General features: G+C 47.1%; 18 protein-coding genes and 1 CRISPR repeat array. Of the genes, 13 read left to right on the top strand and 5 right to left on the bottom strand.

Annotated elements, in window-relative coordinates; all coding sequences use genetic code 11:
- Positions 1 to 72 precede the first annotated feature (72 nt).
- The 8 genes from J7439_RS18530 (at position 73) to rlmB (ending at position 7,895) form a co-directional block, all read left to right on the top strand.
- A complete protein-coding gene (locus J7439_RS18530; RefSeq protein WP_209203441.1) occupies positions 73 to 1,863 on the top strand; it encodes a hypothetical protein in 1,791 nt (596 codons plus the stop codon).
- A gap of 174 nt (positions 1,864 to 2,037) precedes the next feature.
- Complete coding sequence (locus J7439_RS18525; protein WP_209203440.1) at positions 2,038 to 3,801, top strand: hypothetical protein; 1,764 nt, start codon at positions 2,038 to 2,040, stop codon at positions 3,799 to 3,801.
- A 66-nt stretch (positions 3,802 to 3,867) separates the two neighbouring features.
- Entirely contained in the window at positions 3,868 to 4,149 is a 282-nt protein-coding gene (locus J7439_RS18520) for a hypothetical protein (protein ID WP_209203439.1), read from the top strand.
- Positions 4,150 to 4,507: 358 nt separating this feature from the next.
- Entirely contained in the window at positions 4,508 to 4,717 is a 210-nt protein-coding gene (locus J7439_RS18515) for a hypothetical protein (RefSeq protein WP_209203438.1), read from the top strand.
- A 24-nt stretch (positions 4,718 to 4,741) separates the two neighbouring features.
- Entirely contained in the window at positions 4,742 to 5,404 is a 663-nt protein-coding gene (locus J7439_RS18510) for an RING finger domain-containing protein (protein WP_209203437.1), read from the top strand.
- 140 nt (positions 5,405 to 5,544) lie between these two features.
- The gene (locus J7439_RS18505) at positions 5,545 to 5,898 is read left to right on the top strand and encodes a hypothetical protein (protein WP_209203436.1); all 354 of its coding nucleotides are present in this window, start codon (positions 5,545 to 5,547) and stop codon (positions 5,896 to 5,898) included.
- A 283-nt stretch (positions 5,899 to 6,181) separates the two neighbouring features.
- A complete protein-coding gene (locus tag J7439_RS18500) occupies positions 6,182 to 6,760 on the top strand; it encodes a hypothetical protein (RefSeq protein ID WP_209203435.1) in 579 nt (192 codons plus the stop codon).
- A gap of 400 nt (positions 6,761 to 7,160) precedes the next feature.
- Positions 7,161 to 7,895: a 23S rRNA (guanosine(2251)-2'-O)-methyltransferase RlmB gene (gene rlmB, locus J7439_RS18495; protein ID WP_209203434.1), complete on the top strand. Its 735-nt coding sequence runs from the start codon at positions 7,161 to 7,163 to the stop codon at positions 7,893 to 7,895.
- Between the two features lie 63 nt (positions 7,896 to 7,958).
- Here rlmB and J7439_RS18490 read toward each other — a convergent pair whose 3' ends face one another.
- From J7439_RS18490 to tamA, 4 genes are all read right to left on the bottom strand, one after another.
- Positions 7,959 to 9,905 carry an AarF/UbiB family protein gene (locus tag J7439_RS18490; protein ID WP_209203433.1) on the bottom strand — a complete coding sequence of 649 codons (1,947 nt, stop codon included), beginning with the start codon at positions 9,903 to 9,905 and terminating at the stop codon, positions 7,959 to 7,961.
- A 259-nt stretch (positions 9,906 to 10,164) separates the two neighbouring features.
- Entirely contained in the window at positions 10,165 to 11,070 is a 906-nt protein-coding gene (locus J7439_RS18485; protein ID WP_209203432.1) for a hypothetical protein, read from the bottom strand.
- Positions 11,071 to 11,292: 222 nt separating this feature from the next.
- Positions 11,293 to 15,129 carry an autotransporter assembly complex protein TamB gene (gene tamB, locus J7439_RS18480; protein WP_209203431.1) on the bottom strand — a complete coding sequence of 1,279 codons (3,837 nt, stop codon included), beginning with the start codon at positions 15,127 to 15,129 and terminating at the stop codon, positions 11,293 to 11,295.
- Positions 15,126 to 16,898, bottom strand: coding sequence for an autotransporter assembly complex protein TamA (gene tamA / locus J7439_RS18475; protein WP_209203430.1), 1,773 nt, complete (start codon positions 16,896 to 16,898; stop codon positions 15,126 to 15,128). The genes tamB and tamA overlap by 4 nt, the downstream gene beginning before the upstream one ends.
- A 606-nt stretch (positions 16,899 to 17,504) precedes the next feature.
- Between tamA and rpsF the strand changes: the two genes are divergently transcribed.
- The 4 genes from rpsF (at position 17,505) to rplI (ending at position 19,599) form a co-directional block, all read left to right on the top strand.
- Positions 17,505 to 17,921 carry a 30S ribosomal protein S6 gene (rpsF, locus tag J7439_RS18470; RefSeq protein ID WP_101745436.1) on the top strand — a complete coding sequence of 139 codons (417 nt, stop codon included), beginning with the start codon at positions 17,505 to 17,507 and terminating at the stop codon, positions 17,919 to 17,921.
- An 87-nt stretch (positions 17,922 to 18,008) separates the two neighbouring features.
- Complete coding sequence (gene rpsR / locus J7439_RS18465) at positions 18,009 to 18,233, top strand: 30S ribosomal protein S18 (protein ID WP_020584246.1); 225 nt, start codon at positions 18,009 to 18,011, stop codon at positions 18,231 to 18,233.
- A gap of 21 nt (positions 18,234 to 18,254) precedes the next feature.
- The gene (locus J7439_RS18460; RefSeq protein WP_209203429.1) at positions 18,255 to 19,127 is read left to right on the top strand and encodes a hypothetical protein; all 873 of its coding nucleotides are present in this window, start codon (positions 18,255 to 18,257) and stop codon (positions 19,125 to 19,127) included.
- 25 nt (positions 19,128 to 19,152) lie between these two features.
- Positions 19,153 to 19,599, top strand: a complete 447-nt coding sequence (gene rplI / locus J7439_RS18455; RefSeq protein WP_209203428.1) for a 50S ribosomal protein L9 — start codon at positions 19,153 to 19,155, stop codon at positions 19,597 to 19,599.
- A gap of 67 nt (positions 19,600 to 19,666) precedes the next feature.
- Here rplI and J7439_RS18450 read toward each other — a convergent pair whose 3' ends face one another.
- On the bottom strand, positions 19,667 to 21,964 hold the full coding sequence (locus J7439_RS18450) for a hypothetical protein (RefSeq protein WP_209203427.1): 2,298 nt from the start codon (positions 21,962 to 21,964) through the stop codon (positions 19,667 to 19,669).
- Positions 21,965 to 22,417: 453 nt separating this feature from the next.
- Here J7439_RS18450 and J7439_RS18445 point away from each other — a divergent pair, with 453 nt between their 5' ends.
- Positions 22,418 to 22,570, top strand: a complete 153-nt coding sequence (locus tag J7439_RS18445; protein WP_209203465.1) for a hypothetical protein — start codon at positions 22,418 to 22,420, stop codon at positions 22,568 to 22,570.
- A 20-nt stretch (positions 22,571 to 22,590) separates the two neighbouring features.
- Positions 22,591 to 23,106: a CRISPR direct-repeat array (repeat unit 29 nt; unit sequence CGGTTCATCCCTGCAGGCGCAGGGAACAC).
- Positions 23,107 to 23,414: the final 308 nt, after the last annotated feature.

Genomic DNA, 23,414 nt, shown 5'->3' with positions numbered 1-23,414 from the left:
GGAACTTTTTATTCTTTACCGGGTCTAACTTATAATGCTTGACGAAAAAAAATTAACAGGGAGGTTAGTATTATGACCCCTTCTTATATTGCCGGGGCAAGCGGATACCCGGCGTCTTCAAGGTCCGAAAATACTGCGCCAAGTCGCGTTAGTGCTATCTGGCGCACCATTACCGGCTCATTCAGATGTCTTAGCAGTTCGAGTGCTGATGCTGTGTTGACTGACAGCCAGAGATACTCAGCAACTCCCTCAACGGATTTGAAGGTCAGAGACGTCAAAAGAACATCTTCAAGCCCCCTGGATTTGCCAGGCACTGATGAACATGCAAAGACCTTTAAAGAAGTTGTTCGTAGAATTGAGACAGACCAGCAATCGTTGATCATGGAAAAGGTTAATACCATTACCGAAGAGCATCTCAAACAAATTGCCCAATGTTGTAGCAAACCAGAACAAATCACTAAAGAACACCTCAGCTTTTTTCAAACTGATACCTTTGCCTATGCAGTGCTCCGTGCATTTCGGGAAAAGAAAATCAGCAGCAATGAATTTGCAACACTGGTTACCCTGCAGGGCGTTTACCTGGAAGGTATCCAGAATATAGATTCATTTGAAATTGTGCATCACAATCTGTTTGACGGAAAAGGACAAGCTAATAAAGTCAACTGGGAGATCATAGCGCTTTCACTAGAAAGCTCAGAATGGTTTTTTTCCGGTTCTTTTTTTGATGTAAGTTCCATCATCGAGAAAATGAAGCGTTTGTTTGAAAATGCACCTCCGGTTGAAGCAAGTTTCTGGAGCTGTAAGCGCCCGGATTTCTCAGATGAAGACAAAAGGCAGCGTACGATGTATAAAGTCCTGTCAAGCAGAAGCTTCAAAGTTTTATTTGATGACGACTGGTGGTCTGGGTGGCTGATATGCCCATCCATCACGTTGCGACAGGCTTTCATTGACAGTTTTTGTCAGGAAGAAGCCCATAAAGTCAATCCAGTGATCGGGACCAGTTCGCTTGAAGATATTAGAACCGGCGGCCTGAAAGGATGCAGAGACATGGCTATTCCGTTTCCTGGTCACCCTTTGCCAAAAACTGCTGATCACATAGCTGCTCGATGGATTCTCGAGTTTATGCAGCATGATTTTTATCATGCAGTGCGAGCCAGCATGTTAAAAAATGCGGATATCCATTTAATCATTGCCATGGCCGATGTTGTGAGAAAGATTAAAGCGTCCTTCCATGATGAGTACATCAGGGTGAAACAGCTGTCTGACCAGCAGCAAGAAAACTTTGAACGTTCTATTTCCAGTTACTCATGGGCAAAACGAAGCCAAATGAGAACAAAATGGCAGAAGGACGAAGAGGTGCTCAGTATAAAAAATACACTCGAATATCTGGAACGTACCACAAAAGCCCTGGGCCAACTTGCATTTAACCTTGATGATCTTGATACCCATAAACCAACGTGGGTTATAAGTTCGTATAATCATGATGAAGATCGATGCAGACATCACTTGTCAAATATTCTGCTTCAATTGAACAGCTCTGCGGGAAAATCGTGGCGTGAGTTACTGAGTGAAACCGATGCTGGCATTGTCGGCCAGTGCGTTATTCCGATGATTTCCGGTAATTTGTCTAATCCCCTGGAGTTGTATAATCATTTCTGCCGCACGATTGATTCGGAAATAAATTCTGGTGCCAGAGATCATCTCTCAAAAGAAGAGAAACAGAAATACGTAGGCAGAAGTAAAAAGTTGATTGAGCCGCTGAATCCATCGATTAAGCTGGATCAATCACAATGGCCGACTTTCCTTCGGGAAACAATGAAAAGTGTAGTGCCCATTTCAGGCAAAGGGGTATTTAATGAATAAATGAAGTTATGCCATTTACTGCTCTTTTTTGATGGATCGCACAATCAATTAAAGCCTCTTTTAAATAGTTATTAACTTGGGGCGTATCCACTGATTTATGGCCCGGAACTTTTTGTTGTCTATCGGGTCAAATATTCTAATAGCAAATAAAAAAATAACATGGAATTTAGAATTATGACCCCTTCCTGTATTGCCAGGGCAAACGGATACCCGGCGTCTTTAAGGTCCGAAAATACTGCGCCAAGTTGCGTTGGTGCTATCTGGCGCACCATTACCGGCTTATTCAGATCTGTCAGCAGCACGAGTGATGATGTTGCGTTACCTGACAATCAGAGATATTCAGCAACTCCCTCAACCGATTTGAAGGACAGAGACGTTAAAGGAACATCATTAAGCCCCTTGGTTTTGCCAGGCACTGATGACCATGCAAAGACGTTTAAAGAAACTGTTCGTAGAATTAAGAAAGACCAACACTCATTGATCATGGAGAAGGTAAACGCAATTACCACACCGCAGCTTGAACAGATTGCCCAGTGCTGCCGCAAACCAGAACAAATCACCACAGAGCAGCTCAGTTTTTTAAAATCTGAGACCTTTGCCTATGCAGCGCTCCGTGCATTTCGGGAAAAGAAAATCAGCAGCAATGAATTTGCAACTCTGGTTACCCTGCAGGGCGTTTACCTGGAGGGTATACAGGATATTGATTCATTTAAGATCGAGCATAACAAGTTGTTTGATGATAATGGAGAAGTTAATGAATACGCATGGAAAGTCATAGAGTATTCACTGAAAAGGTCGCAGATGTTTTTTCCCGTTTCTTCTTATAATGTAAATTCCATCATCCGGAAAATGCAGCTTTTGCTTAAAAACGCACCTGCGGTTGAGGCAGGCTTCTGGAGCTGCGAATTCCCTATTTCTAAAGACGAAGACCAAGGGCAGCGTACGATGAAAAAAGCCTTGTCAGCCGTAGACTTCCACGTTTTATTTCTTAGCTACGGCTACGGTGCGGGTTGGATGTTATGTCCGTCCATCACGTTGCGACAAGCTTTCATTGATAGTTATTGCCAGGAAGAAGCCCATAAAATCAATCCAGTGATCGGGGTCAGTTCACCTGAAGATATTAGAATCGGCAGCCTGAAAGGATACAGAGATATGGCTATTCCGTTTCCTGGCCATCCCTTGCCGAAAACGGCTGACCACTTTTCTGCTCGATGGATTCTCGTGTTTATGCAGCATGATCTTTATCATGCAGTACTAGCCAGCATGTTAAAAAATGCGGATATCCATTTAATTATTGCCATTGCTGATGTTGTGAGAAAGATTAAAGTATCCTTCAATAATGAATACCTTAGGGTAACACAGCTTTTAAAGGATCAGGAAGAAAGTTTTGAACACTCTATTTCCAATTGTTCACTGAAACATCAAAAGCGAATGAGAAAAGATTATCAGAAGAATGAAGCGGTGGTCAGTATAAAAAATACACTCGAATATCTGAAACGTGCCAGAAAAGCCCTGGGCCAACTTGCATTTAACCTTGTTGATCTTGATACTCATAATCGAGATTGGAGGATACATCCGAATGAATATGATAGACGGCGATTCGATTATCACTTGTTAAACATTCTGTATCAATTGAACAGGTCTCCGCATGCCCCGTGGCGTGAGTTTCTGAGTGAAACCGAAGCAGGCATTGTTGGCCAGTATATTATTCCAATGATTGTCGGTAATTTGTCTAATCCCCAGGAATTTTATAGTTATTACTGCCGGGAGATTGAGAAGGAAGTAAATTCTTATTCCGATGAAGTTCTCCCAAAAAAACAGAAAAATGAATACATCGCCAGGAGTCTGAAGTTGATTGAACCGCTGAAGCCATCGGTTAAGCTGGACCAATCACAATGGCCGACTTTTCTCCGGGAAACCATGATAGATGATAAATGAAGTGCGCATTCCACACTTCGAAATTGATTAATGAATAAATGAAATCATGCAATTTGCTGATCTTTAATGGTTAACTCCGCAGGGAAGAAAGTTCGCTGGGCCCGGAAGTGCCCGGACCGATTCAAGTACAGGATACTCAAGTTGACCAGTCGTCGCTGGGGTGTCTCAATGCAATATCGGTTACACAAACTGGCGCAATATACCCGGGGTTGGGGGGGGATTTCCGATTATCGGAATATTACCGACCAATTCCCCTGCTGGATCAATGGATATGTCGGCGAATCCGTTGCTGTTTTCTCAAGCAATGGCGCAAGCCGAAAGCCCGTTTCAAGAATCTGGTCAGGTTAGGCGTTGATAAAATTAACGCCGCCAAGATCGCAGCCAGCAGCAAAGGGTATTACCGCCTGAGTAAAACCTATGCGAACAGGCACTGAGTAACAGTTACTTCGCGAAAATTGGGCTTGTTTCATTGAAAGACTTATGGATCAGGTTTCACCATCTTCGCTGAACCGCCCGGTGCGAACCCGCATGCCGGGTGCTGGTTTGCCACGCGAGCAGAGTCAGTCTGCTCGCAACTGCAATTGACATGGAGGTGGGCCCTCCGGTGACGGCTTCTGGAAGCAGCTATCAAACCACTGTGAGCTGCACTGATTAAGAGTCAGGGTGGTGGGCGTTACAGAAAAGGCGCAACAAGATTGCGTCAGGTGTGAAATCCAGAGATGAGCGAGAGCAAACCAATCAAGCCTGGCTGAAAGTGAAGGCCAATAAGGGAGTCGCTGGAGTTGATGATCAGTCTATTGCTGATTTTGAGGTCAATTTAAGCGGCAACTATTCAACTATATTCAACTATCACCTTCCAGGAGAGGAAAAACATCCTGGGAACCTGCCGGACTCAAGCGTCCGTCCAGGAGGCTGACCGAGAATAGACTGCCCTGCTGCGGTGGCAGAATTAGTTAAAAATCTAAGTATTCATAGGGAACTAAAACCAAAAATAAATATCTTAATAAGAATATTAATGAAGTGTTTTGATATGAACAAAGTTGACGGTTTTAAATGCCCAATATGTTTTGACTCAGCAGAATGCGATAACATCAATCTAAAATGCGGTCATGCCTTTGGTAGATCATGCATTAGGGAATGGTTGGAAAGTTCTAACCAAATTAACTGTCCTGTTTGTCAAAAGCAATTTACTGATGATGATATAAAACAGATAACAAAAATCTCATTGCAGGAACGTATGTCTATCATTTCGAAAAAAACTATTAAAATGTTTAACCCAGCTATTTTGACGCACAATTCCCCAGTTGCTCCCTCGTTTGCTGCCGGGGGTGCCGTCGGGGTTTTTGGGGCTGCTGCTGCCGGGGTTGCTGGTGCCGGGCTTGCTGGGCCTGCCACGACTGCCTTGGCTGGTCTTACTGTCGGGACTTTCTGGGCGTCTGCCGGGACCGAGTTTGGAAGGGCTACCGGTGTTGCTAACGGTATTGCTACCGGTGTTGCTACCGGTGTTATTTTCGGGACTGTCGGTTCTTTCAATTTAGCTGTATGGTCTGCTGTGGGGGCTGCTGTTGGGGCTGCTAATGAGTACTTCGAAAAAAACTATTAGCAAATGAATTCAGTAGCGCATAGATTATGCTTATTCCGGCAGCCGTCGTTTAAATATCAGCAATAATCCCTGCCCTCCCGTTTTTGCTATAATCCCCGTTTTGCCGCCTGTTAAACATTTACGACAATGTACATCATTGCATGTGCGGTGAGCGGACAAGTCGCCGTTTTGGTCTGGGAGATGAGTTGGAGGCTATGGCCAGTAAGGTGGATCTGCTGGATGATAAGAAGATCGACTTTGAACTGCTGTCAGCGCTTAGCAAGCAGGGAAGAAGAAAATCATCCGCTAAGGGCTCTGCCGAAGACGGTAAGCCATCCGGTCGTAAGCCGAAAGGCAGAACATCGGCCAAAACAACGGGTAAAAAGGGCAAGCCAACCGCTTCCGGCAAAAAGAAGGTTGCCGGTAAGAAGAAAAGCAGCGCCCGGAAGTCTGATTCAGCCAAAGCCTCAAAGCCAACGGGTAGACAGCCCCGTAAACGGAAGATCAGTCAATAAGCTTCGCACCACAGGGATTATCGGTCATTGCTTCTTGCCTCCATGGGTTACTCCGGGAGCCTGACTACTTTATCGATATGTCTTTTGAAATCAGGCCAGTTCGCAGCGGCTTTTTTGTTCCGGGTTGATAAGAGTTTTTATTCAACTATCACCTTCTGGGAAAGGAAAACATCATAGTGGCAGAATTAGTTAAAAATCTAAGTATTCATAGGGAACTAAAACCAAATATAAATATCTACTAGCTGTAATAAACATAAATTAAATTAAACCGGAGGGTTTTGATATGGATAGTGTTGACACTGTTAATCCCAAAATAGACTATGGTCCAACAAAATTTAGAAACACCGATCCAAAATGTGGACGTTTTTTTGGTAGTTCATGCATGCGGGAATGCGTGAAAAGTCCTAACCAAAATAACTGCCTCTCCTGTGAAAAACAATTAACTGACAATGAGACAAAAAGCATCACATTTCAGGATCGTATAGTAACTATTTCGAAAAAAACTACTAAATTTCTTTGCCAGGCTACTTTGACACTTGCTCCCCCGGTTGCTCTCCCGGCTGTTGCCGGGTTTGTTATCGGAGCTACCGGGTCTGCTGCTGTTGGGGTTGCTGGTGCCGGGCTTGTTGCCGGGCCTGCCTTTACTGCCTTTGCTGGAATGGGTATCGGGATGTTCTGGGCTTCTGTAGGGGGTGAAAGGGCTACCAGCGGTGTTGATACCGGTGTTGCTAAAGGTGTTGCAGCAGGTGTTGCTACCAGTGTTTGTATGGGGGCTGCCGGGGCTGTCGGTCTTGCTACCATGTCTGCTATCGGGTCTACTGTCGAGGCTGTTGGTAATTATTTTATAAAAAACGACGATTAAAATGTTTGGCCGAGCTATTTCGATTTTGACTCATGCTCGCTCGGCTGCTCAGGCTGACCGAGAATAGGCTGCCCTACTGCGGTGGCAGCAAATTGGTCTAAAAAGTCGGAGATTTTTAGCAAATAGAACCACTATTCACTAAAAATTTCCGACTTTTTATCCTCAATTTTCTGCCATCCTCGCTACGGGGTCGCCTGGACGGGCGCTATTCTCGGTCAGCCTCCTAGGCGACCCCGTAGCGAGGACGACAGGAAATGAGTCCAGTAGCCCATAGGCCATGCTTATTCTGGCCGATTTCGTTAACATATCAGTGTTAAAACATCAGCAATAACTCCTGCCCTTCCAGTTTTGCTAAAATCCCCCTTTTTATGGCCTGTTAAGGCTTTCAAATGAGAAATCAATGAGCAATGACGTAGTATTTGGCCTGCATGCGGTGCAGAGCCTGTTTGAACGGTCGCCCGAAAGAATACTGGAGCTTCAGATCCAGAAAGGTCGTACGGATAAGCGAATCAATGCCTTGGTTGACCAGGCCAGAGATCAGGGCGTTTCCGTCCGATTTGTTGAGCGCAACCGTCTTGATGCCAAAGCGGAGGGTGTGCATCAGGGTATTATGGCCAGAGTCTCTGCCGCCCGGGTTTACCGGGAAGAAGACCTGGAGGATATTCTTGATGGGCTGAATGAACCACCATTTCTCCTGATTCTGGATGGGGTTACTGACCCTCACAATCTGGGTGCCTGCCTGCGGACTGCCGATGCAGCGGGAGTACATGCGGTTATTGTGCCCAAGGATAAGTCTGCCAGTCTCAATGCCACAGCAACCAAAGTGGCCTGTGGTGCAGCAGACAATATACCTCTGATTCAGGTGACCAACCTGGCACGGAGTATGGAGTGGCTCAAGGAGCGAGGTATCTGGATGATTGGTACCGCAGGCGAGAGTTCCGGCAATATTTATCAGTCAGATTTAACCGGTGCTCTGGCTCTGGTCATGGGCGCAGAAGGTAAAGGGATGCGCCGCCTCACCAGAGATCTGTGTGACTCGCTGATTTTTATTCCAATGGCCGGTTCTGTCAGTAGCCTCAATGTGTCGGTTGCTACCGGGGTGTGTTTATTTGAGGCGGTTCGACAGCGACGATAATTGTCACCACTCTGATTTCACTGAAACTCTCCTTTGGATAAATCACCGATTCAACAAGCCAGTTCAAAAAGACTGGCTTTGGCTCAGTGAATTATTCAATTGCCTCTCTTGATGTTCCAGTTGATGTGCCAGGTAATGACGATACGCAGCTAATTGCGCCTTAACCCGAATTAACAAAGGATCGCACTGATTCACCCGAAAACCCATCCCTTGACAGAAGTTATCAAAAGCAGCGGCAACTTTAAACAACTTGAATTCAGTATTTGTTGTCATATCCTGCTCCTTATATTCCTCGGCAAGTCGGATGAAGAATCGTGGCAATATGTTGACAAACACGGCTTCTGATGGAACTGAAGCCCCTCGATCAGAATGTTGCCCTTTGTCTTTTAACCAATGATAAAGCTGCCTGCAAATTTCCCCAATGGTCGCTTGTCCCTGAGAGGGTTGTAAATCCTCAATGGGGGGGATGATCTCTTGTCCAAAATTTATACGGTAAGATGTAATTACTTCTGTTAAGCGTTCCTGTTGTTGCAAAGATAATGGCGTGTAAACCAGATCATGAACATCAACATCAATGGCTGTATCCGTTGAGCAAGGGATATTTTGCTCTTCTACCTGACCATTCCCGGTAGCACGGTTATGAAAGAACAGGAACATTCCAGTAACAAGTTCACAATGAATATGTTGATTTATTAAGCTCAGAAAATCTACATTGGCGATACTGTTAGCGTGATCGATGCTATAAATACTGATGCAATCACTCTCCAGTTTCATCATAAAATTACCTACTTGGAAGTCGGTATTTAAAAAACGGGATTTCCAGGCTGATTCCAAATAAACGGATAGCACAAGTTTATAAATACCGATGATAATGTTACTTAACTCTGCTTCGTTTAACCTCTCACCATTCTTCCATTCCGGCTGCCATGCAGTGAGTCGGTCTCTTAACGCTTTTTGACGATCAATAGAGCAGCCATCAATATATTCCATTACAAGGGCATCAGGGCTGGATAGTTCTTCAGCTACCTCAGGCACCCTGAATTGAACAGGCACCTGATGACCTGAGCCGGTATCTACATGAAACTGTTTGACTTCTGTCAGATTATTTAATGCCTCTGACGCCTTTTTGGTGTATTCAAGTTCTTTTGATAAGTCGCACTCCAAACTAAAACTCTTTGCTGCTCTGAAAAGAACGTTAAATTCCGACTGTGAAATAATGCCTATGTTATGAATAGTGGAAAGCAGGCCAGTAATTATCGAAACATCCCTGTTAATGCTTTTTAACGATTTTCCTGAGAACGATTTAACAGCATAATCCCGTTCATCAATAGTAAAACGATCTATCTGGCAAATAGTCCCGCGCCCAAGCGTTTCAATATGCCGAACAGGTACTGCTGAAACTGCTTTGTTGGCAATGAACTCACTGCCGCTGTCGATATCGGCTGTGCCTGATCGATCCAACATGGCACCTTCAGAGTGCATCCGGGCAGTAGCCACATTGCGTTCGACAATCTTCTTTATTTCCTCCGGATCAACCTTACCTGCCGAATACTCACTGGCGGTTTTTACCATGGCAGCTACATAGTTGGAATAATCGCTACTGAATTTACTCTCAAGTGACTCAAGTGGTGGGTGGAATAAAGCCAGGTATTGACCTATTTTTCCGCACAATCCACCATTGTCATGAAAAAATTGAGCGAGAGGCTCAGGAGAGCGTGAACTAACGACCTTCAGAACAGAAGTGGTGCCACTGAAAACCAACCCAAGCACTCGTGCTGTCATGTTTAAAGTGTTGGTGAATGAGTCAACTGTCACTGATATCGCCCTGGAAGCTAAGGACTCACCCGCGTTACAGGAATCTGATGCAGGGCGTTCATGCGCTGATTGCAATTGCTTAACAGGGCTACTGATAATGGTGCATCCTGATGGTGAAGTGACAGGAGCAGCCTTAAAATCCATACTGCCAGCACCGGAAATGGCCGCCGCCCTTATGTTAAAAGTAGAATCCATGATCATTCACTTTGATTTATTTTAATATGCATGAATTTTAGACTTGGATAACATAAAGAAGTTCACCGGTACCAATTATTTTGGTCTGTTTCAATTTCAAATTGATGAAATTTGCTTACAGCCTGATCGTAAATACTGATCGCCTGACTGTAGAAGCTAATATCCCTTCTTAGGGTGGAGATTAGGCTTACCCCTCCATTTTCAATGGCTTTCGGCGGATGGAACCACGAAGGCCAAGAAGAACACAAATAAGAAATAGTTATTCCCATTTGGCATTATTGAGTAATGCTTCATCAAGATAATTCAACTTCCAACTATCATAGCTTCCCCAAGACATCCGATCTTTATAACTACGAAGAATCTCCGGAAGATCGTTGATTGTCGCTTTTGAGTTCAGTATATTCTCATAAGGAGTAGAGAGTTGTTTCTTCATCTCTTTGATAGATGCATCGAAACTTTTTTCCAAAATAAATCTTGCTTCCTCAGGGGAGATATCTTTCAGGAAATCTTTATGAGTAACAATACGTAGAAGTGAATTATTTTCTAAATCATATTTTGGTTGTAATTTATTAAAGACTGACCGTTCAATCAAATTCATTGTTTCATGATCGTTCTCGTTCTTTTTTTCAAGATTTATGCAGAAGTTATCAACAATCCAACAAATTTGATTAAGGGAGATACCAAACAAATCAGAACTGTAAGGTGTTTCTTTTAATGATGGTATAGATTGAAAAACGCAAGTATGGAATTTTCCCTTCAGATCGTCTAATTGGAATTTTGGTTTCCCGATGGCCAATATGTTGACAGCTCCATCACCATGACGATCATCCGTTACTACTGCATAGAGATCCATATATTTGGATAGTATATCCCTGAAGTCTCCGTGTGTCATAAGGTGTTTTTCCGGAAAAATAAGAGGTTCTTTATCCTTGGGATGGTAAAATGTTTTAGTCAAGTGGACTGTAGGCGCATCGGATAAGGGGCTGGCAGCCTGTGCAGAACTCGATACAGCTACACCCTCTGCCGAAATACATGTTCTGTGAGCAATGGGATTAGTGGTTCCACTTTCCCCTTGCGACACTTTAGTATCCATTTTTTGACTTTTGTTTTCCTGCTGGGGATTATAAGTGTTTCTTGAAACATCACCGCTATTTACACCGTGCATGACTGCTAACCTCAATTTTGGAAAAAAACAAAGACCATCGTCATATAGTTCTTGATATTTACCCCATATCTGACCATTTTTCTAAAATTAAGTTTCTTCCCTTCAAGTAGCCAATGCATTTTTTTTACCAATTAAAAATGAATGCTTACTAAAGCTGTTAATAACGATGCAAAATTTTCGAAAGTCAGTACCTTACATTGAATTCATTAAATCTGAATAGATCTATTTTTTTTCAGTCGCAATTGTAAACTGGTAGAAAAGATCGATAGCCTGGGCAATGCCGCTAACGGCCTGAAGGTAAAGTCGCGGCATTAGTTCGTAGCGCACCTTAACTTCAGCGATAGAGTCAAAAACACCTGCGCCATATTGCACCCGCAGGCCCGGCGCAATCGTCCCGCCAATGGTGACCCGGGTGTCATCACCACTGCCCTGGGTGTCGAGCGTGACATCCGAGAGGCCGATTTTTTCGCCAATGGAAGTCACTACGCCGCCAAACTGGCTGACACCGAAACCGATCAGCATGGATTGCACGGCCGAACTGTCACCATCTTCGAGTCCCCGCCCTCTGAGCAGATAAGACCATTGTTCCTGCTGTGGCATGGATGGGTCCGAATAGATAGAAAACTCCGGTCGGGATGGTGCTCCGCTCACCTGCATGCCTACTGATACATCGTCTTCTATGCTGTCAGGGTTGCGAATAGCGTTCACCGACAGGTATGGGCTGGATAGCGGGCCGGAGAAAATAATATGGCCCTCTTTAATCAGCAGATCCTGACCGAATTGATGATAGCGGCCGTTGGTCAGTTGAATAGAGCCATCGGCTGTCATTGGTTTTCCGGGCTGCAGATCCAACAGCAGTTGGCCGCCAAGGTCTGATTTCAGCCCATAGGCGTCGATCTTGATGTCTTTGCCTAAAATCACATTCACATCCATGGAGAAGGGCGGACCGGCATGCAACAGTGCTTTTCTGGTTCCCGGAGTGATAATCAGCACATCGTCAGAGGGGGTGACGGCCTGTCTGGGCAGTTGTTTGATGTTCGCTCTTGCCCAGGGAATGGTGATGTTCCCGGTCAGGGTTTGCGCGGCTCCAATGGTCAGCCTTAAATCGGGTGAGGCTTTCAGCTGGAGGATACCCGGCACTCTGGCTCCCAGGTTTTGCCCTGTTATATCGATAACACCGGAAGGGGGCATCTGTTGCCAGTCAAGATGACCTGACAGCTTCATTTCACCGTCGTCTATCTTCATGCTGCCACTGACTTCACCTTTATTGCCATCCACATTCAGCTCAGTGATCAGATGGCTGACTTTGACCATTTCCTGTTTAGCGGCCAGCTGTCCTGCACGGAGTTTCAGGTTGCCAAACAGCAAGGGATATTTCAGGGTTCCACCCATGCGTGTGTCAGCGGATAAAATACCATCAACATGACGGATATCCGGAATCAGTGGTTGCAGAAAGTACAGGCGCATATCCTGTAGTCTGGCTTGTCCACTCAGGGTCTGGTCACTGTGCATGTTGTCGATGGCCAGATGGATGTGGGCGTCCCCCAGCTGTTTTGAGTCAAAGTCAAACTCTGCCTGCAGATCATCCTCGTTCAGATTAATCACGGTGGAGAGTGTTTGATAGTTCACTGATAAAGGATTATCTGAGTTGCTGGTGATTTCACCTGGCGTCGTCTGGATTTGGATATGGGCTATGGGCTGACCGCTATCCCATTGGATATCGCCACTGCCCGACAGTATGGCCTGCCAGTTAAGGTTGCCTGGCAGGAGTGGTTTCAGGGTTGACAGGTTAAAGTCTGATAGCCGGAAGCGTGTTGTTCCACGGTTGGCTGAAAATTGTGATGCATCAATACAGAGCCTTGCCGGTTTGGCAAACCAGCATTGATTCGTCAGTTTTACTTCTTTGTTGGTGGCATTCAGCCCGATGGTAACAGGCTGCTCCAGAGACCAGGTATCCACCGGTGTGATTACCCTGGCACTGGCTAACTGCCCCTGCCATTTGCCACGGCTGTTATCATGATGCCAAGCTCCGTTAATCTGTAACTCACCGGATACCGGCTCACCCTGAGTTTTCAGGGATATTTGATGATTTCGTTCACTGCCATTGGCATTTAGCAGCACGTTTTTCAGCTGAATATTGCCACTGCTGAGAGAGTCCGCCTTAACTGTGGTTTTACCTTCCAGTAAGGTGGCTCTGGTCAATTCGCCGTTCACTTGTAACCGGTTGATACTGGTCTGTTGAACCTCTATGGATGGGCTATCAAAGCTGAATAAAAGCTTTGGATGTTTATCGCTCCCTGATAGCTGAACGCTGCCTTGTAACGAGCCTTTCAGCTCCGGGGTAATCCTGTCCAGAGAGCTGGCATCAAGTTTGGCGCTCAGGGATAACTGTTCTGCGATTTGTCCATTGATGTTCAGGCGGTTCTCGCCAAACGCTGCATAAAAGCTGTGAATATTCACGTTGAAGGGTAAAGCGGCCATGGGCCTGACCTGGTTGTCGGATGCCAGTTTTCCGGTCAACTCAAGGGGATTGTTCAGTAATGAGCCATTGATTGTCAGTTCCGGAATGTTTAGCTGCCATGAACCATCTGTCATCATAAATTGAGTGGTTACTTTGCCGCTCAGCGTGCCGGGAAGTTCCCTTAGCCATAATTCTGGCTTTAGTTTTGACAGCAGAGTGTGTCCTTGCCAATGAATTCCATCTTGCCAGCTAACTGTCCCGGTCAGTTCCAAGGGTTTTTCGGAAAGATTGCTTTCATCAACAGGGCTAAGCGACAGTGTTTCAATAGTTAGCTGCTGCAAACTACCAGAGGCATCCAACTGCAGTTGGGTGGCTGGCTGCTCAGCCACTTTAATGGATGTGTTCAGTGAGAGCTGGTACTGATTCAGATTTCCCGTGATCCTGGCTAAGCCATTGTTGGATGAAACCACGGGTGCATTTTCTTGCAGCGGCCATTGGAATTCATGCCATTTCAGGGCAACGTTTAGCGGGAAGTTGGGGGCAAGAGGGCCAATATTTCCTTCCAGTGATGTATTGATGGAATCCTGTGATGCAAGCCGCAATTGCAGTTGACCAAGATCGCCCGAGGCTTCCAGTGATAGCTTATCCCCTTTTATGGCTGCCAGCTCAGGCATATTGAAATTATCCAGAATGGTGACATCCAGGTTCAGGCTTAATGGATAGTTTTCAGCTAGCTGTATCTCACCGTTTAAAAGAATATTGGCCCTGCTTTGTTCTGCCTTAAGTGTCAGGTCGGTGATATAAGTCGCTTGCCAGTTGAAACTCAGCTCCAGCGCTTTAAGGGTTTCATCAATATCACCCTGCTGGTAGCGGGCATTGGTCAGTGTGAAATTTTCCAGGCTGACAGGGATTGGGAGTTTTACTTCCGGCAGTGTGATGGTTGAGAGATCAATGCCTGCCGACGCTTGTTGGTTGGGCGTTAAAGCCTTTAACACAATCTGAAGGTTGTCTGCCCGAACCTCAGGGATAAACAGCTTGCTATTCTGTATACGGGCATTTGCTGTAAAGGTTTCCAGGGAAACCGTGGTTCCTGAAAAGGTGACTTCAAAATCCTGGATATGGATCTGACTGATCAGAATATCCAGAGGAATATTGATTGCTGTATCGGTAGAGGGCGGTGCTGACGGTCTGGTTTCTTCCACCGTTGGCTGAATCTCAAGGTTGCCGCCTTTGACGGCTACCAGTTGGACCGGCAGCTGCCTTGTTAACACTTTTCCAGGCTGCCACTTCAGCGTTATATCATCAGCCTGAAACTTGATCCGGCTATCTTGCCAGTGCAGATTCTTAATATGCCAGCCCGTCATCAACTGGCCTTCAGTCAGCTCCCCATCAAGCGCCGGAAGCGCATTGCTCAGTTGTTGCCAGAGCAGGGTGTTGCCGGTGTGAGTAAACAGCAGCAGTGAGATCAGGGTAAGCAGGAAGACGGCTGTGACTGATAGACACCGCTTTATCAGAGAAACTTTTTTCACTGGGCGTTGATCTGGCATTCCCGGGGCAGACCCGGCCTGTTCAGAGTTATGGTTTGGGGCGCTGCTCATAAATCCGGCCCCATGGAAAAGTGGATTCGCCAGGGAGAGCCGGGCTCACTGATCGCAAAGGCAAAATCCAGTTTTAACGGACCTAAGGGGGTCACCCAACGGATGCCCGGCCCAGCCCCTGTTTGCCATTCAACCTGACCTTTTTTGTAGGAGTTGGTTGCGGTTCCGCTGTCAACAAATAAGGCAACCCGCCAGTTTTCAACAATTTCATAGTCATATTCAATACTGGCGACCGAAAGGTACTGGCCGCCAACCAGCTGGCCGTTGCTGTCCTCTGGGGATAAGCTGTCATAGCTGTAGCCACGGACCGTCTGGTCACCACCGGTAAAGAAACGAATGGACGGTGGGATATTCTGAATGTCATCCACCCAGATGGCACCTTGCTCAATTCGGCTGATCACCCGGTGATGCTTGAAGAACGTGGTCAACCATTTGGCCCGGCCCCACACTTTGATAAAGTCAGCATCAGATTGCCAGGCTTTGGCAGAGGTTTCGATTTTCAGGTTGTAGAGGTGTCCGGAGCGGGGATCCGTTGGATTGCCAACCAATTTCCGGCGGTCAAATGACATACCGGGTATTAGCAACAGATTACTGCTGTTCTGCTGCCCCTGGGTGTAGTTCTCATAATCTACCCGGATAAAAAAGTCCTGGTCCCAGTTACCTGGTCGCTTTTTCCACTTATTAACAGAAGCGGAAATAAGCTGACTGTCGGTATCCTGGACCGAAGTTCTCTGGTAACCGCTGTCCAGGCTGTAGTATTCCAACAGAGGGTTGCCATAGGGGATTTTATAGCGCCCACTCAGCTCCTGTCCTGTTTTGGACACTCTGATATCGCTGGTAAAACTGTGTCCTTTTTCATCCAGCCATGGGTTATCAACACTCAGGGATACCCTCGGACCTTCATCCGTAGAGAAACCGATACCGGTCTCCAGCTCCCAGGCTGTTTTGGGTATCACACTGATGAAAATCGGAACTTCACCATCAACGGCTTTATCCTTGAGAGGGCGGACCTCAATGGATTTAAAGTATCCGGTGGCAGAAAAGTCCATGTTCAACTGACTGAGCTGTTCAGAGCGATAGGGTTGCCCCGGCTCAAAATTGATCATGGTGTTCAGCAACGCACGGGTAGCTTCGCTCACCGGGGCGTCATAAATAACCGGTCCGAACCGGTATCGTCTGCCGGATTCCATGGTCAGGGTAATGTCAGCCCGATGTTGGGCCGGGTAGACTTTGATCTGGTGTTCACTCAGGTCTGCATCAAAATAACCACGGGTCAGGGCCAGTTTACTGAGCCCTGTTTTCAGCGACTCATATTCACCATCATTCAGGATCTCGCCTGTTTTCAACCGGCTCTGACTGATTAACCGGGTAAATGCCCGGTCTTGTCTGGCATCACCTTCCAGATTGATGTGCAGGGACTGGACAATCACTGGCTGACCCGGACTGATAGTAATGATGAGCTGACTGGCAGCCTTTTTGCTGCTGTGAAAGTCAATGGTGGGCTGGTAATAGCCCAGGGCCATCAGTGATTTTTGCAGGGCCTCCCGGATGTCATGCCGGTATTCATCCAGTTGTTCGGGTTTGATGGCAGGCAGGTTATCAAGGTAGAGCGTCGCATTTTGCAGTAATGCTTTGTCGAGCCCATTGATTTTATAGGTCAGAGGTTTTGTCGCCCAGGCAGATGCAGATAAAAACAGGATGATCAGCAACCACAGGCCGATTCGCCGTTTCGGTGTATAGATAAGTGCTGTGCTTTCGTGATCGGCCATAATTCAATGATAGTGGGTACGCATTCCCGGCAATAAAAACGGTAAATTGGAGCGGTCTCTGGCTATATCGACCTTTAGAACATGACGCTCATCGTTGAATGGATTTGCCACACGGTCATTTGAGCAGCCATCCTTTGCATAACTTATTGTTTCATATTGCACGTTTAATGCGTTAAAGCATTGTTAGCCAAATGGGGTGGGTATGTTACCAGCTTTTGCTGATCACAGAGGACTTCCTGTTTATTTTCACCACATCTGCCCAATACCTGGCGGATTGATGGTTTGATGACAGACCTGAAGTGGTAAATCACCATATCGACACCGGATATTACCAGTGCGGCAGACCTTGTCTCCCCTTGCAACCAACGCAACAAATCTCTAAAATTCCCGCTCTTTGTATGCTCCGGCTAATTTGTCCGGCGTATATTTCATTCTCAGTGGGGCTATTTTGGTCAAAAGTCGATCAAGAGGGTTGTCCATTGTGAATGTAGTAACCGGTGAGCGCCTGCGCTCACACTCTCCTTGCCTTACTGCTTTACAGAATCTTTTCGACGGATGTCGGAGGTAAAAATTGCAGGAGGCTATTTAACCCGTAAGGAGCAAATAATGCGTCATTACGAAATCGTTTTCCTGGTCCACCCTGACCAGAGCGAGCAAGTACCTGCCATGGTTGAGCGCTACACTCGCGCTATCACCGAAAATGGTGGCAAGGTACACCGTCTTGAAGATTGGGGCCGTCGCCAGCTGGCTTACCCAATCAACAAGATCCACAAGGCTCACTACGTTTTGATGAACATTGAGTGTGGTAACGAAACTCTGGATGAGCTGACGGAAAACTTCCGCTACAACGACGCGGTTATCCGTAACATGGTCATTCGTCGTGATGAAGCCATCACTGAAGCTTCTATCATGCTGCAGTCTGAAGAAAAGCGTGATCGTCGTGACGACCGCCGTGAAGACCGCCGTGAAGAACGTGCCTCTGAAGAAGCCGTTGAAGACGAAGTAGAAGAGTCTGAAGAGTAAGACCTGATGCTCAGTCGTTACGACTGCTAAGGTTCCTGCTTTAACCTGCTCTTTACCATACAAGCATAAATCCAAGGAGGCGTTGCCATGGCACGTTTTTTCCGTCGCAGAAAGTTCTGCCGTTTTACCGCTGAAGGCGTGAAAGAGATCGATTACAAAGATCTGAACACTCTGAAAGCTTATGTTTCTGAAACCGGCAAGATCGTTCCTAGCCGTATCACCGGTACCAAGGCTCGTTACCAGCGTCAGCTGGCAACAGCGATCAAGCGCGCTCGTTACGTGGCCCTGCTGCCATACACCGATCGTCACTGATTTATTCATAGGGTATAGCTGATGCGTGGACTGGCGGAACTGGTAATGCGTGGCCCGAAACAGGCAATGATTCTGGCCACTGTGTTTGCCTGTATTCCCATGCTGTTCTGGGTGAGTGCAGCCATTATTTCACTGGTGGTACTGCGTCGTGGTACCAGTGAAGGGCTGAAAATACTCACCTGGGCTGTGCTGCCGGGTATTGCCTGGGCAGCCATGGGACAGTTCTCCACGATCATCGGTTTGACAACTACCGTGGCTCTGGCCCTGGTATTACGCCAAACGGTTTCCTGGCAGAAAACACTACTGGCGCTGCTGCCAGCCGGAGCTTTCATCGCTCTGGTTATGGCGCAGCTGGCTCCACAGCAAATCGCCCTGATCAGCGAACTGGTCATGACACTGGTTCGTGACTACGTTCAGCAGGCAGGGCAGAGTACGGACGACTTAGTAGCGGGCATCGGGCCGTTGGTAGAATACGGGGTTATTGGTGTGATCACCTGGTTTAACCTGGTGATCTGCATCCTTGGGTTGGTGCTGGCCAGATCCTGGCAGGCGCAGCTTTATAACCCGGGTGGATTCCGTGAAGAGTTTCACCAGATCCGCCTGCCGTTATCGGTAGCCATGGGGCTCCTGGCATTTACCCTGGTGGGAGCAACCTTTGTTCCTTTCCTGCTGGTGCTGGTTCCTGCAGCGACGCTGCCATTGCTGGTGGCGGGGCTTGCCATGATCCACGGGCTGGTGGGGATGCGACAACTGGGAAGCTTCTGGTTGGTAGGGTTTTACATCCTGTTGATTTTTGTCACGCAACTGGCGTACCCGGTCATTGTTTTAACTGCATGTCTGGACAGTCTTTTTGATTTTCGCGCCCGCGCGAATAACCGACTGCATCAGGGATGACAGGTACTAGATAGAGGCTAGCGAAATGGAAGTAATCCTGCTCGAAAAAATTGCCAAGCTTGGTAAGCTGGGCGACAAGGTCACCGTTAAGAACGGTTATGGCCGTAACTTTCTGATTCCTTTTGGTAAGGCTCTGCCTGCCACTGAAGCGAATCTGGCGACTTTCGAAGCTCGTCGTACCGAGCTTGAGAGCGCAGCTAACGAACAACTGAGCAACGCTCAGAAGCGCGCTGCAGAAATGGCTGAAATCGAACTGACCCTGACCGCCAAAGCAGGCGACGAAGGCAAACTGTTCGGTTCTATCGGTCCTCGTGACCTGGCGGAAGCCATCACTTCTGCCGGTGTTGCTGTTGCCAAGAGCGAAATCCGTCTGCCAGAAGGCCCGATCCGTGCCGTTGGTGAGTACGACGTTGGCATCCAGCTGCATTCTGACGTTGCTGCAACTATCAAGGTGTTTATCGAAGCTGAATAATCAGTTCGGTTAACGGATGGACTAAAAACCGGAACTCTAACGGGTCTCCGGTTTTTTTAACCCGGTTTTATGGCAATTCATCAGTTGTTTTCCCTTCTAATGGGGAGAAAGACTGATCGTCGAGCGTTGCAATAAGTTGCTCAAAAAACTCTGGACAGCGAGTCCTTATCTCTTTCACGTCAATCGCTGCTGATGTTAACGGATGGATAGGGTGTTTATGAACCCATTCAAACAGCAGATCATGCTCAAAATACACGGTCTGTGGCCCACCCTGGTTTTGCTTTTTGTCTATTGCTGCCGGCCATGAAATTAAATTTCCGCCAATGGGGCAACGATAGGCTGATGACTCGTTATCTCCCGACTCACTCAGAAGGTCTTTTGCCCGCTTCAATTGCCCGGACCACTCAACAAGCTCTTTAACCCTTTGTGGTGATGGGGATTCTCCGGCTGCCAGAAGGTAACGGATGAGGTTCCAGCCAGGATCACAGGAGATAGGAATATGATCAAATTTCCTCCTGGGCAAGCCGATTTTGCAGGCAATTGGCAAGATCCATTCAGTTCCATCGGCTGTGGCGGGGATCTGGCGGAATGCTGAAATATAAGCCATTCCCTGTTGGATGTTATTAATGGTCTGCTCAGGCAGACAACTCAGGAACTCATCGGTTTGTTGTTGCGGGAAATAGGCCAGCGCATCCTTGTCATCCAGCCATTGCAACGCCTGATAAAGATGACCCGTTTCAAGGCCCCGTTCGGTTTCAGTCAGTTTCTTTGACAGGCGATAAGCCAGGAGCTGCGGTTCGTCTTCGGTACAAGTTTGTAACGCATCTAACTCATCAAATCCAAGTCCCGTACACATACCAATTCTGTGCACGTTATGGCTGAGCAGTAGATTACCCAGGAAATCCATGGTTAAGGGTATGGAGCCTGGTTTTCGGGGGATTTCATCTTGCTGGCCAAGGACTACCGGCGGTAATGGTGTGCCGGTGATGGATTGTAATTGCGGAAAAGTACTCATATTGCACACGCTGTTCACAAATGAGGCCGGACAAGTCTGATTCAAAGCGTACACGACATTTTCGGGCGTGAGCCTTCCCAACTTATTGGCCGCAGAGAGAATGTTATAAGTAATTTGGCGTAAATTTTTTGCATACTCCCCGGAAATAATCAACTTTCTTTTATGGTCGGGTAGACCCAGCATTTTTGCCAGAGGTTCTGCCTCAAAATCCGGAATCTGAATCAACATGTCGGCCAGCTTGAACCATAGTGATGGCTCAAATACCGGGCTTGCCTGTTCAGAACCACCGGCGGTCATGTTACTCAATAACCGGTTGGCTACTCTGAGCTCCATCACCTCCGGTTTATTAAGGATGCGGACAACGTCAGTAATGGATAAACCGCCTTTGCTATTTCCACGGTTTTGCTGGTAAATCAGTTCCAGCAAAATCATTCTTTTAACAATATCAGGAAAAAACTTGAATTTTTTCTGCATCGTCATCAACAGGGGGTGTTTAAGAAGCTCGGAATAACCACAGACCTGTGCCAGATATTCTGGGAGGATGTGCATTTGATTACTAAAAACGGAAACCAAATCCCGTATACTTAACAACCGGTCGGGCTCGCTGTTATTTTCTGATAACATCCTTTTGGATTGGTATTCTGGGAGCTGATGATAATCCAGGCCCAATCTGGGACAAACTTTCGTCTCGACTGCCCAGCGATTGCCACTTTCACAAATAACAGCACACAAATTGGCGAAGGTTAGCAGTTGCTGTTCGTCTGCCCGCCATAACAGCTCTGCGAAATAGACATTCCATTCTCCGTCCAATAGTGGCAATAAGGCTTCCCGGTCAGCGTCAGGCAGATCTAATCTGGCGGCAAGAGAATAACGTTCTGCTTCAACCACGTGCTGATTAACGATCAGGTAAGCATCTCTGGGTGAAATCCTGTCGTACCAAGACCGATTGTCATTGTTATAGCAGTCAGGCTCCGCCGGGGAGAGACATCCGCAGTCAAAAAAGCTTTTTGCGCTGGTAACAATTTCCTGTTTTTTATTCAAAACGTATTCATCCAGGAAGATGTATTTAAGAATGTTGCGTAAGTCATTTCTGAATTCTTTACGCAGCGCCATATCCATGAGTTCGCTGACCCCTTGAACCAACCTTTCTGGTATCAAAAGGTTTGATGTTTCGGCGCAAGTGAGTAATTCGCACAACTTGCTCTTGGGGTTGCTCAATGCAAGGTTTGTATCGATGCTTTTTATCATGTCATAGGGAACCTCCAGTACTAACCCGAGCCCCTGCCACTGTTGTGCGTCTATACCTGCATCTTTCAGACATTTCAGGGCATTTTTGACAGCGTCTGTCATCGGTACCCGGCTACCGTATGTGGGTGCTTGTGAAATATTTCTTGATGTAACTGACGATGTAGTGGTGTGTGGATGCAGAGCTGAAGTACCTTGCGGGATCTGTGGTACTGTTATCTCAGAGAGCGGCCTGACAGGGCATGCTTGATTAGATGGTATGGTACTGTCAGATTCGGGCGAACGGTCCTCTCGGGGGGGCAGGATTGGAGCATGTGATTGAGTTGGAAAATTATTCATGGGAACATTGCTTTCGCTAGCCTGTTTTTTTTGGACTCGTTAATTGAATAAAAATTCCAGATAATCCCTTTGTTAATAGAAAATCACTGATTTTTACGATGTTTCCAGTTCGTGGCTGAACGCTGTGCCATAGCACTGATGAATGAAAATCGTTATTCCTTCTGAACGTCGGAATCAGGTATCCTGACCTGCCACTAGTCTTTTCCGCAGAACGTTAATATGCTGGATCTAAGTCCTCGCGAACTGTCGCTTCCCCTTAATGAAGCGACGGTTGCCATTAAAACACCTCCCCACTCCATCGAAGCGGAGCAGTCCGTTCTGGGTGGTCTGATGCTGGGTAACCAGGTCTGGACCGGGTGGCTGATAAGCTGACGTCGGATGGTTTAGGATCGCGGTTCATCCCTGCGGGCGCAGGGAACACTCACCAAAAACTTTGCCATTCAGTACCGTGACCGGTTTATCCCTGCAGGCGCAGGGAACACTACTTTTGTTCGTGGTTGTACTGCTGCTTGAACGGTTCATCCCTGCAGGCGCAGGGAACACATATATGGCTCTGATGATGTACGAGAGTGTCGGTTCATCCCCACAGGCGCAGGGAACACTACCTACTCCGCTGCTTTTGAGTCCGCTGTCGCGGTTCATCCCTGCTGGCGCAGGGAACACATCACCCGGGTACGGCCCACACCGGTCAAAAACGGTTCATCCCTGCAGGCGCAGGGAACACTCTTACACTCATTTGTCACACCTTTATCAGTTCGGTTCATCCCTGCAGGCGCAGGGAACACACGGGAAATGGTTGATCTGGACACACCTACCTCGGTTCATCCCTGCAGGCGCAGGGAACACCGGCCATATCTGCAAACTGCTGATGATTGATGCCGGTTCATCCCTGCAGGCGCAGGGAACACTTTTGGTACGCCCGGCATGGGCATGAACTGATGGGGTGAAAGTCCCCTGTGGGAGAACCTACATCTGACTGGCGGTAAAGACGCCTGCTGATGACAACCACTAGCTTAAGGCAAGTGCAGTCCCGCGAGGGGCTGTGCGGAGGCAGTCTGAGTGCAAAGGTGCGAGCCGACGTACAGAAATCGCATACAAGGCTGAGTCTCTGGGCGAGTGAGCCAAAGATTACGAAGCCCCCAGGTTCGTGAGACACGGTAAATGCGGCGGTTGTGCACTGAAAGTTCATGTCCTTATCCGGGGAGATCTGTCCAAC

Origin of the sequence: Salinisphaera sp. G21_0 (assembly GCF_017744115.1) — a bacterium.
Lineage (GTDB): Bacteria > Pseudomonadota > Gammaproteobacteria > Pseudomonadales > Endozoicomonadaceae > Endozoicomonas.
The sequence above is the reverse complement of the archived record's forward strand: the minus strand, read 5'-3'. Positions and strand labels throughout refer to the sequence as shown.

Coding starts and splice junctions, on each gene's coding strand:
- rlmB (WP_209203434.1), top strand. CDS start 7,161: ATGAGCAATGACGTAGTATTTGGCCTGCATGCGGTGCAGAGCCTGTTT.
- tamB (WP_209203431.1), bottom strand. CDS start 15,129: ATGAGCAGCGCCCCAAACCATAACTCTGAACAGGCCGGGTCTGCCCCG.
- J7439_RS18450 (WP_209203427.1), bottom strand. CDS start 21,964: ATGACAGACGCTGTCAAAAATGCCCTGAAATGTCTGAAAGATGCAGGT.
- J7439_RS18500 (WP_209203435.1), top strand. CDS start 6,182: ATGGATAGTGTTGACACTGTTAATCCCAAAATAGACTATGGTCCAACA.
- J7439_RS18485 (WP_209203432.1), bottom strand. CDS start 11,070: ATGCACGGTGTAAATAGCGGTGATGTTTCAAGAAACACTTATAATCCC.
- J7439_RS18460 (WP_209203429.1), top strand. CDS start 18,255: ATGCGTGGACTGGCGGAACTGGTAATGCGTGGCCCGAAACAGGCAATG.
- rpsF (WP_101745436.1), top strand. CDS start 17,505: ATGCGTCATTACGAAATCGTTTTCCTGGTCCACCCTGACCAGAGCGAG.
- J7439_RS18445 (WP_209203465.1), top strand. CDS start 22,418: ATGCTGGATCTAAGTCCTCGCGAACTGTCGCTTCCCCTTAATGAAGCG.
- tamA (WP_209203430.1), bottom strand. CDS start 16,898: ATGGCCGATCACGAAAGCACAGCACTTATCTATACACCGAAACGGCGA.
- J7439_RS18525 (WP_209203440.1), top strand. CDS start 2,038: ATGACCCCTTCCTGTATTGCCAGGGCAAACGGATACCCGGCGTCTTTA.
- J7439_RS18505 (WP_209203436.1), top strand. CDS start 5,545: ATGTGCGGTGAGCGGACAAGTCGCCGTTTTGGTCTGGGAGATGAGTTG.
- J7439_RS18520 (WP_209203439.1), top strand. CDS start 3,868: ATGGTTAACTCCGCAGGGAAGAAAGTTCGCTGGGCCCGGAAGTGCCCG.
- J7439_RS18490 (WP_209203433.1), bottom strand. CDS start 9,905: ATGGATTCTACTTTTAACATAAGGGCGGCGGCCATTTCCGGTGCTGGC.
- rplI (WP_209203428.1), top strand. CDS start 19,153: ATGGAAGTAATCCTGCTCGAAAAAATTGCCAAGCTTGGTAAGCTGGGC.
- rpsR (WP_020584246.1), top strand. CDS start 18,009: ATGGCACGTTTTTTCCGTCGCAGAAAGTTCTGCCGTTTTACCGCTGAA.
- J7439_RS18530 (WP_209203441.1), top strand. CDS start 73: ATGACCCCTTCTTATATTGCCGGGGCAAGCGGATACCCGGCGTCTTCA.